At 71.5% G+C, this 8,808-nt stretch carries 6 protein-coding genes and 3 pseudogenes; 5 read left to right on the forward strand and 4 right to left on the reverse strand.

Features of this window, described 5'->3' with window-relative positions:
• Positions 1 to 132: 132 nt before the first annotated feature.
• Positions 133 to 2,955, forward strand: a pseudogene (uvrA, locus tag FQY64_RS12175) (excinuclease ABC subunit UvrA); the annotation flags it as partial.
• 224 nt (positions 2,956 to 3,179) lie between these two features.
• Positions 3,180 to 3,554: an acyl-CoA thioesterase gene (locus tag FQY64_RS12180; protein WP_186760979.1), complete on the forward strand. Its 375-nt coding sequence runs from the start codon at positions 3,180 to 3,182 to the stop codon at positions 3,552 to 3,554.
• Positions 3,555 to 3,587: 33 nt separating this feature from the next.
• On the opposite strand, the gene FQY64_RS12185 is transcribed toward FQY64_RS12180, so the two are convergent.
• A complete protein-coding gene (locus FQY64_RS12185) occupies positions 3,588 to 4,034 on the reverse strand; it encodes a copper chaperone PCu(A)C (protein ID WP_146474614.1) in 447 nt (148 codons plus the stop codon).
• 64 nt (positions 4,035 to 4,098) lie between these two features.
• Between FQY64_RS12185 and FQY64_RS12190 the strand changes: the two genes are divergently transcribed.
• Entirely contained in the window at positions 4,099 to 4,857 is a 759-nt protein-coding gene (locus FQY64_RS12190; RefSeq protein WP_146474616.1) for an enoyl-CoA hydratase/isomerase family protein, read from the forward strand.
• 23 nt (positions 4,858 to 4,880) lie between these two features.
• Here FQY64_RS12190 and FQY64_RS12195 read toward each other — a convergent pair whose 3' ends face one another.
• From FQY64_RS12195 to FQY64_RS12205, 3 genes and pseudogenes are all read right to left on the reverse strand, one after another.
• A complete protein-coding gene (locus FQY64_RS12195; protein ID WP_146474618.1) occupies positions 4,881 to 5,732 on the reverse strand; it encodes a sulfurtransferase in 852 nt (283 codons plus the stop codon).
• A pseudogene (locus FQY64_RS12200) lies at positions 5,698 to 6,542 on the reverse strand (NUDIX hydrolase). The gene FQY64_RS12195 and the pseudogene FQY64_RS12200 overlap by 35 nt, the downstream one beginning before the upstream one ends.
• Before the next feature lie 302 nt (positions 6,543 to 6,844).
• The gene (locus FQY64_RS12205; protein WP_146474620.1) at positions 6,845 to 7,540 is read right to left on the reverse strand and encodes an FKBP-type peptidyl-prolyl cis-trans isomerase N-terminal domain-containing protein; all 696 of its coding nucleotides are present in this window, start codon (positions 7,538 to 7,540) and stop codon (positions 6,845 to 6,847) included.
• 192 nt (positions 7,541 to 7,732) lie between these two features.
• Between FQY64_RS12205 and FQY64_RS12210 the strand changes: the two genes are divergently transcribed.
• Positions 7,733 to 8,515 carry an enoyl-CoA hydratase/isomerase family protein gene (locus FQY64_RS12210; RefSeq protein WP_146474622.1) on the forward strand — a complete coding sequence of 261 codons (783 nt, stop codon included), beginning with the start codon at positions 7,733 to 7,735 and terminating at the stop codon, positions 8,513 to 8,515.
• Positions 8,515 to 8,808, forward strand: a pseudogene (locus FQY64_RS12215) (hypothetical protein); the annotation flags it as partial. The gene FQY64_RS12210 and the pseudogene FQY64_RS12215, both read left to right, overlap by 1 nt.

Raw genomic sequence — 8,808 nt, forward strand, 5'->3', positions numbered from 1 at the left:
CGACGGCGCGCTCACATTCTGGCGCGAACGCGATTTGCCCCCACCCTGTCCGGTCGGTAGGCTGACCGTTTGCTTCCGGTCGCCCCGATCGCGTCGGGCGGCGCCCGGCATTGCCCCACACGGACCCACCCGATGGCGATGGAATACATCCGCATCCGCGGCGCGCGGACGCACAACCTCAAGAACATCGACCTCGACCTGCCGCGCGACAAGCTCATCGTCATCACGGGCCTGTCGGGCTCGGGCAAGTCGTCGCTGGCCTTCGACACCATCTACGCCGAAGGCCAGCGCCGTTACGTGGAGTCGCTGTCGGCCTACGCGCGCCAGTTCCTGTCGGTGATGGAGAAACCCGACCTCGACCACATCGAGGGGCTGTCGCCGGCGATTTCCATCGAACAGAAGTCGACCTCGCACAACCCGCGTTCGACCGTCGGCACCATCACCGAGATCTACGACTACCTGCGCCTGCTGTACGCGCGCGTCGGCACGCCGCGCTGCCCGGACCACGGCTATCCGCTGGAGGCGCAGACCGTCAGCCAGATGGTCGACCAGGCGCTGGCGCTCGACCCGGAGCAGCGCTGGATGCTGCTCGCACCGGTCGTGCGCGAGCGCAAGGGCGAGCACGCGCAGGTGTTCGAGCAACTGCGCGCGCAGGGCTTCGTGCGCGTGCGGGTGGACGGCGCGCTGCACGAGATCGACGCCGTGCCGCCGCTGGCGCTGCGGCAGAAGCACACCATCGAAGCGGTGATCGACCGCTTCAAGCCGCGCGAGGACATCAAGCAGCGCCTGGCCGAATCGTTCGAGACCGCGCTCAAGCTCGGCGACGGCATGGCGGCGGTGCATTCGATGGACGATGCGGCCGCGCCGCCGCTGCTGTTCTCCTCCAAATACAGTTGCCCGGTGTGCGATTACTCGCTGCCCGAACTGGAACCGCGGCTGTTCTCGTTCAACTCGCCGATCGGCGCATGCCCGACCTGCGACGGCCTGGGCGTGTCGCAGTTCTTCGATCCGGCGCGGGTGGTGGTGCATCCGGAACTCTCGCTCGCCGCCGGCGCGGTGCGCGGCTGGGACCGCCGCAACGCGTACTACTTCCACATGATCCAGTCGCTGGCGAAGCACTACCGCTTCGACGTCGACCAGCCGTGGAACTCGCTGCCCGACAGCGTGCGCCAGGCCGTCCTGTTCGGCAGCGGCGACGAGGTGATCGCATTCACCTACCTCAGCGAAAGCGGCAGCCGCCACCAGCGCAAGCACCGCTTCGAGGGCATCGTCCCCAACCTCGAGCGCCGCTACCGCGAGACCGAATCCGCCGCGGTGCGCGAGGAGCTGGCGAAGTACATCAGCGAGCGCCCCTGTCCCGACTGCGGCGGCGCGCGCCTCAATCGCGCCGCGCGCAGCGTGTTCGTGGCGGAGCGTCCGCTGCCGGACATCGTGGTCATGCCGGTCGACCAGGCGCTCGCGTTCTTCCGCGAGCTGCAGCTTCCGGGCTGGCGCGGCGAGATCGCGCAGAAGATCGTCAAGGAGATCGCCGACCGCCTGCGCTTCCTGGTCGACGTCGGCCTCGACTATCTCACGCTCGAGCGCAAGGCCGACACGCTCTCCGGCGGCGAGGCGCAGCGCATCCGGCTCGCCAGCCAGATCGGCGCCGGCCTGGTCGGCGTGATGTACGTGCTCGACGAGCCCTCGATCGGCCTGCACCAGCGCGACAACGAGCGCCTGCTCGGCACCCTCACCCGCCTGCGCGACCTCGGCAACACGGTGATCGTGGTCGAGCACGACGAGGACGCGATCCGGCTGGCCGACCACATCGTCGACATCGGCCCCGGCGCCGGCGTGCATGGCGGCGAGGTGGTGGCGCAGGGCTCGCTGCAGGACATCATGCGCGCGCCGCACTCGCTCACCGGCCAGTACCTGAGCGGCCAGCGCCGGATCGAGGTTCCGGCCAAACGCCACAAACCGAATCCGAAGGCGCTGATGAAGCTGCGCGGCGCCAGCGGCAACAATCTGCGCAACGTCGACCTGACCATTCCGGCCGGACTGTTCACCTGCGTGACCGGCGTGTCCGGTTCGGGCAAGTCGACGCTGATCAACGACACGCTGTACGCGATCGCCGCGAAGGAACTCAACGGCGCTTCGGCCACCCCCGCGCCGTATCGCGCGATCGAGAACCTCGACCTGTTCGACAAGGTGGTCGACATCGACCAGTCGCCGATCGGCCGCACGCCGCGCTCGAACCCGGCCACCTACACCGGCCTGTTCACGCCCCTGCGCGAGCTGTTCGCGCAGGTTCCGGAGGCGCGCGCGCGCGGCTACTCGCCGGGCCGCTTCAGCTTCAACGTGCGCGGCGGCCGCTGCGAGGCCTGCCAGGGCGACGGCCTGATCAAGGTCGAGATGCACTTCCTGCCGGACGTCTACGTGCCGTGCGACGTCTGCGGCGGCAAGCGCTACAACCGCGAGACGCTGGAGATCCTCTACAAGGGCCACTCGATCCACGACGTGCTCGAGATGACCGTCGAGGACGCGCTCGACCTGTTCGAGAACATCCCGGCCATCGCCCGCAAGCTCGAAACCCTGCTCGACGTCGGCCTGTCCTACATCAAGCTCGGCCAGAGCGCGACCACGCTGTCCGGCGGCGAGGCGCAACGCGTCAAGCTGTCGCGCGAGCTTTCGCGCCGCGACACCGGACGCACGCTGTACATCCTCGACGAGCCGACCACCGGCCTGCACTTCCACGACATCGAACACCTGCTCGCCGTGCTGCACCGCCTGCGCGACGAGGGCAACACGGTGGTGGTGATCGAGCACAATCTCGACGTCATCAAGACCGCCGACTGGGTGATCGATCTCGGGCCCGAAGGCGGCCATCGCGGCGGACAGATCATCGCCACCGGGACGCCGGAGCAGATCGCCGAACATCCCGATTCGCACACGGGACGGTTCCTGCGGCCGCTGCTCGGTCTGGCCCCGCACCACGAGATTTCACGGAAGGCATCGCACGCATGAGCATCGACGCCGGCACCCCGCGCAAGCCGCGCCGCACCGCCCGCAAGAAGAAGGCCGAGCCGCAGGCCGCAGCCCCCGCGCCCGCCGCGACCACGCCGACCGCATCGACCGCCGCAGGCGCACCGGCCGACGCGCCTGCGCCCGCCGCACCGGCGAAGCCGCTGGTGCGCGTTCCGATGCCCGTGCGCTGGCGCGACCTCGACGCCTTCAACCACGTCAACAACTCGAAGTATCTCAGTTACCTCGAGGAGGCGCGGCTGCAGTGGATGCTGACGCTGCCGGGCATGGGGATGGACGACCGCGTCGCCCCCGTGGTGGCGGCGGCGCACCTGAACTACCGGCGGCCGATCGAATGGCCGGCGCAGGTGACGATCGAGCTGTTCGTCGAACGGCTGGGCAACAGCAGCCTGACCATCGGCCACCGCATCCTCGCCGGCGACGACGAGGGCGTGCTGTATTGCGACGGCAACGTGGTGATGGTGTGGATCGACCGCCAGACCGGCCAGGCGGCGCCGCTGCCGGCGGCGGTCCGCGAAGCGCTCGCGGGCTGAGCGCGCGGGCTCGACGGCGGGCCGGGGCCCGCCCTACGGCGCCGCCGCGCGCGCCTCGAACTCGACCGGCAGGCGGCGACCGTCCTTCAGGTGCAGATCGATGGGCACACGCTGCCCGATCCGCACCGGCGCCGTCGGCCGCATCAGCATCAGGTGCAGCCCGCCGGGCTTCATCTCCACCGTCGCGCCGGGGGCGAGCGGCAGCTCGGCGACCTCGCGCATGCGGCTGACGCCGTCGACCGTGCGCGTCTCGTGGATCGACACCTCGCCGTAGGCGGGACTGCTCGCTGCGACGATCGCCAGCGGCGCGGCGCACGGGTTGCGGAGGCGCAGGTAGCCGGCGTTCATCGGCATCGCCGCCGGAAGCACGCGCACCCAGGCGCGTTCGGCACGCGGCAGGCAGGTCGGGGGCGTGGCGGCGAACGCGATAGCCGGCAGGAACGCGAGCGCGAGCGCGGCGATGAGGACGGAGCGGATCATGCGCCTATGATAACGAGCGACGCCGCCCGCCACGCTGCGTCCGATCCCGCCACACGGAGCCGCCATGCCGCTCGTCAACGTCGAAACGCACGGGCAGATCGCCCGCATCACGCTCGCCCGCCCGCCGGTCAACGCGCTCGACCCCGAGCTGTGCGACGACCTCACGCGCGCGGTGCGGCAGGCGGCCGAGCAGGGCGCCGCCGGCATCGTCCTCGCCGGCGGACCGAAGGTGTTCTCGGCCGGGCTCGATGTGCCGTTCCTGCTCTCGCTGGGCGACGACCGCGCACGCGTCAGGAGCGCCTGGCAGGCCTTCTTCGCCGCCGCGCGCACGCTGGCGTCCTCGCCGGTGCCGGTGGTAGCCGCCATCGCCGGGCATGCGCCGGCCGGCGGCTGCGTGCTGGCGCTGTGCTGCGACTACCGGGTGATGGCGGAAGGCCCGTACCGCATCGGCCTCAACGAGACGCAGGTGGGCCTGGTCGCGCCGGAAGGCATCCAGCACCTGATGCGGCGCGTGGTCGGCTCCCACCGCGCCGAGCGTCTGCTGGTGGGCGGCGAGCTGGTCGAGTCCGCGCGCGCCCTCGCCTGCGGTCTGGTCGACGAGCTGGCCGCGGTCGACGAGGTCGTCACCCGCGCGCACGCCTGGCTGGAAGGCCTGCTGGCGCTGCCGCGCATGCCGGTGCTGCAGACCCGCGCGATCGCGCGCGCCGATCTGCTGGCCGCGCTGGAGCCCGAACGCATCCAGCTCGACCGGTTCGTCGAGGCGTGGACGCATCCGGACACGCAGGCGGGGCTGAAGGCGCTGGTGGCGCGGCTCGGGAAATAGCGCAGGCCCGACGCGGGCAGCCACTACGCCCCGGTTTCGATCGGCCGCGCGGGATCCTCGATCCAGCCGCTCCAGGAGCCGGTGAACAGCCTGGCGCCACCGAGCCCGGCATGCTCCATCGCCAACAGATGGTGGCAGGCGGTCACGCCGGAGCCGCACATCACCGCCACCCGCTCGGTCGGCACCGCGCCGAGCAGCGCGCGGAACTCCGCGGCCAGTTCTTCCGCGGGCTTGAACCGGCCGTCGCGGAGATTCTCCACGAACGGCCGGTTGCGCGCGCCCGGCACGTGACCGGCGCGGCGGTCGATCGGTTCCACGTCGCCGCGGAAGCGCTCGGCGGCGCGCGCATCGACCAGGACGCCGCCGCTGGCGAGTTGCGCCCGGATGTCGTCGACATCGAGCAGCCGCGAGCGGTCGAAGCGGGCCTCGTACTGCGTCGCGCCGGGCGCGGGCACCGCGCGTTCGACCGGCAGGCCGAGCGCGCGCCAGCGCGACCAGCCGCCGTCCAGCACCGCCACGCGGCGGTGCCCCAGCGCGCGCAGCAGGAACCACGCGCGCGCGGCCGCCAGCGCCCCGTCGCCGGCGTCGTAGACGACCACCTGATGCGCGGGCGTCGCGCCGACGCGCCCCAGCACGCCACGGATGTGCGCCTCCTCCGGCCACGGGTGGCGGCCCGCGCCCGGCCGGTGCGGGCCGCTGAGGTCGCGCGCCAGGTCGACGTGGTGCGCACCGGGCACATGCGCTTCGTGATAGGCCGCGCGCGCGGCCTCGGGATCGGCGAGCGAAGCGGTCGCGTCCAGCACGACCAGATCCTCCTGGCCCAGTCGGGCGGCCAGGTCCTCAGCGGCGATGAGCGTCGTCCATTCCATCGGCATGCAGGCGTTCACGCAGGTTGAGCAGCATCATCGCGGTGGCGCCCCAGATGCGCCGGTCGGGATACCGGAACTCGACGATCTCGCGCGCCTGTCCGCGATAGTCCAGAGTGTGCCGCAGCAGATTGGCCGGATCGAGCAGCAGCCCGAGCGGCACTTCGAACACTTCGGCGACTTCGTTCGGATCGGGCCGCGCTTCGTAGTCGGAAGCGACGAAGCCCACCAGCGGCACGACGCGGAAGCCGGTGATGGTCAGCAGCGGGTCGAGGTAGCCCAGCGGCGTCACCTGCGCCGGCGGCAGGCCGATCTCCTCCTCGGCCTCACGCAGCGCCGCGGCGGCCGGGCCGGCATCGAGCGGCTCGATGCGGCCGCCGGGAAAACTCACCTGCCCGGCATGGTGGCGCAGGCCGTCGGTGCGGCGGGTCAGCAGCACCTGCAGGCCGTCGTCGCGCTCCACCAGCCCGACGAGCACCGCCGCCTCCACCGGCGGCCGTGCCGGATCGAGCAGATCGGCCAGCGCATCGCGGTTCCATCCCGGCGTCCGCGGCGGATGTTCGAGCGGATGCAGCGCGGCGCGCAGGCGGTGCAACGGCGGCGTGTCGGACTTCAAGCGGCACTCGCGCGGCGCCTGGCCTCGCGTTCGGGCAGCACGTCGTTCATCAGGCGAAGGCGCTGGCCGTCGTCCATCGCCGACCAGCGCGCGATCTCGTCGAGCGTGCGGTGGCAGCCCTCGCACAGACCGTCGGCAGCGATCGCGCACACGCCGACGCAAGGGCTGAGGACGGCGCGCGGCGCGGGATGGGGCGAGCTCATGTCCGGCATTGTCGCGGATGGCAGCGGCGCTGCCAAACCACGAGACCCGCGCCCGTCGGCAGCGCAGCGGAGTAGCCCGGGTAAGCGAAGCGTCAAGGGCGTACGGACACCCGGATGCGGCCTGTGGCTTTATCCGGGCGACGCCTTCTGCGAATGGGTCCCCGCTTGCGGGGGATGACGCAGCGGCAAAGGCGTTTCCGCTATGCGGAAACACGCCGGGCATGCTGTGGGGTGGATCCCCGCTTGCGCGGGGATCACGCAGCGGCAAAAGCGTTTCCGCTATGCGGAAACGCGCCGCTGCGTCACTTCACGCTGACGAGTTTGACTTCGAACTGCACGGCCACGTTCGGCGGGAAGCCGGAACGCGGATCGGCGCCGTAGGCCTTGTCGGGGGGAAGGGTGATCTCCCACTTCGAACCGGCGGGCATCTGCATCAGCGCCTCGCGCATGGCGGCCATCTCGATCTCGCTGACCTTGACCGCCGGGATCTGCGAGGCGGGACGCGCCTGCTGCGGGCGCTCGCCCCACGGGAACGGGCCGGCCACTTCGAGCTGCACGGTGCTGGCCATGGTCGGCTTGGCGCCGGTGCCGTTCTCGATGACGCGATACTGTGCGCCGCTCGGCAGCATCTTCACGCCCGCCTTGCCCTTGTTCTGCGCGAGGAAGGCGTCGCTCTTGGTCTTGTTCTCGGCCGCCATGCGGTCGAACTCGGCCTTGGCCTTCTCGGCCAGGCGCTTCTGCATCGCCTCGACCGCGGCCTTCAACTGCTCGCCGGGCACGGCGGGCTGCTTCTTGGCGTAGGCGTCCTGCAGGCCCTTGACGACGGCGTTGACGTCGAGCGCTTCGCCGCGCGCGGTGAGCTGGGCCAGGTCCGCGCCGGTCTGGTAGCCGAGCGCGTAGCTGAGCTTGCCCTTCTCGGTCGACGTGTCCTGGGCGGCGGCGGAACCGGCGGCCAACAGCAGGGCCGCGGTGGCCGCGGCGAGCAGACGCAACTTCATTCGGTGAATCTCCGGTGTGGTACGGCGGTGAAGCCGCCGCAAAAAAATGTCCCCCGTCGAACCGCGCCGGAAGGACGCTGTAGGATACCGGCCGCAGCGCTTAACCGCCACTGAGGCCGACCGCTGTGACCCTGCGGTGCGCCGGAAGTTCCCGCACTGCGCCTCCCTCCCTTCCGCTCCTTCAGGCACGTCATGGCCGACGCCCTTCTGCTCATCGACGACATCGGCGCGGTGCGCCGCATCACCGTCAACCGTCCCGACAAGCTCAACGCGCTCAACGCGGCCACCCTGGACGCGCTGCGGGAGGCGTTCGACGCCGCCGCCGCGGACGAGCGCGTGCGCGCGGTGGTGCTGACCGGCGCAGGCCCCAAGGCGTTCGTGGCCGGCGCCGACATCGCCGAGATGAACACGCTGGCGCCGGTGCAGGGTCGCGATTTCTCGCAGCGCGGGCAGCGGCTGATGCGCACGATCGAGACCCTGCCCAAGCCGGTGATCGCGATGATCAACGGCTTCGCGCTCGGCGGCGGACTGGAGCTGGCGATGGCCTGCCATCTGCGCATCGCCGCCGACACCGCCAAGGTCGGGCAGCCCGAAATCAACCTCGGCCTGATTCCGGGGTTCGGCGGCACGCAGCGCCTGCTGCGGCTGGCCGGACGCGCGGCGACGCTCGAGCTGTGCCTGCTCGGCGCGCCGATCGATGCGGTACGCGCGCAGCAGCTCGGCATCGTCAACCGCGTGGTGCCGGCGGCGGAACTGGAAGCGCAGACGATGGCGCTCGCCGAGCAGCTCGCCAATGCCGCGCCGCTGGCGCTGCGCGGCATCCTCGACTGCGTCAACGTCGGCGGCGAATGCGCGATCTCCGAGGGGCTGGAGTACGAGACCACGCAGTTCGGCCTGATGTTCGCCACCGAGGACATGCGCGAGGGCACCGCCGCGTTCCTCGAGCGGCGCAAGCCGGCGTTCCGCGGCCGCTGATGGGCGCCTGCGCGCTCTGCGGGTGCCTCGCGCCGGCGGCCGCGCACGCGATCCTCGCCGCGCTCGCCGAGGACGACGTCGACCGCGCGCTGGATCTGGGCCTGCTCGATGCGCCGCCGTGCGCCGGCTGCGCGCCCGGATGCAACACGCGCCTGCTCGCGGTACGCGACGAACGCCGGCGTGCGCTGGCGGCACGCGAGCGCTTCCGCGCGCGGCAGGCGCGGCTGGAGCGCCGCGCGCGCGAACGCGAGGCGGCGCGAACGGCGCCGCCCGCCGATGCCGCGCGTCCCTCC

The sequence above is a fragment of the Vulcaniibacterium thermophilum genome (genome assembly GCF_007923255.1).
Lineage (GTDB): Bacteria > Pseudomonadota > Gammaproteobacteria > Xanthomonadales > Xanthomonadaceae > Lysobacter_F > Lysobacter_F thermophilum.

Excerpts from the sequence above, each read along its gene's own strand:
- FQY64_RS12180 (WP_186760979.1), top strand. The coding sequence starts at position 3,180 with ATGCCCGTGCGCTGGCGCGACCTCGACGCCTTCAACCACGTCAACAAC.
- FQY64_RS12185 (WP_146474614.1), bottom strand. The coding sequence starts at position 4,034 with ATGATCCGCTCCGTCCTCATCGCCGCGCTCGCGCTCGCGTTCCTGCCG.
- FQY64_RS12190 (WP_146474616.1), top strand. The coding sequence starts at position 4,099 with ATGCCGCTCGTCAACGTCGAAACGCACGGGCAGATCGCCCGCATCACG.
- FQY64_RS12195 (WP_146474618.1), bottom strand. The coding sequence starts at position 5,732 with ATGCCGATGGAATGGACGACGCTCATCGCCGCTGAGGACCTGGCCGCC.
- FQY64_RS12205 (WP_146474620.1), bottom strand. The coding sequence starts at position 7,540 with ATGAAGTTGCGTCTGCTCGCCGCGGCCACCGCGGCCCTGCTGTTGGCC.
- FQY64_RS12210 (WP_146474622.1), top strand. The coding sequence starts at position 7,733 with ATGGCCGACGCCCTTCTGCTCATCGACGACATCGGCGCGGTGCGCCGC.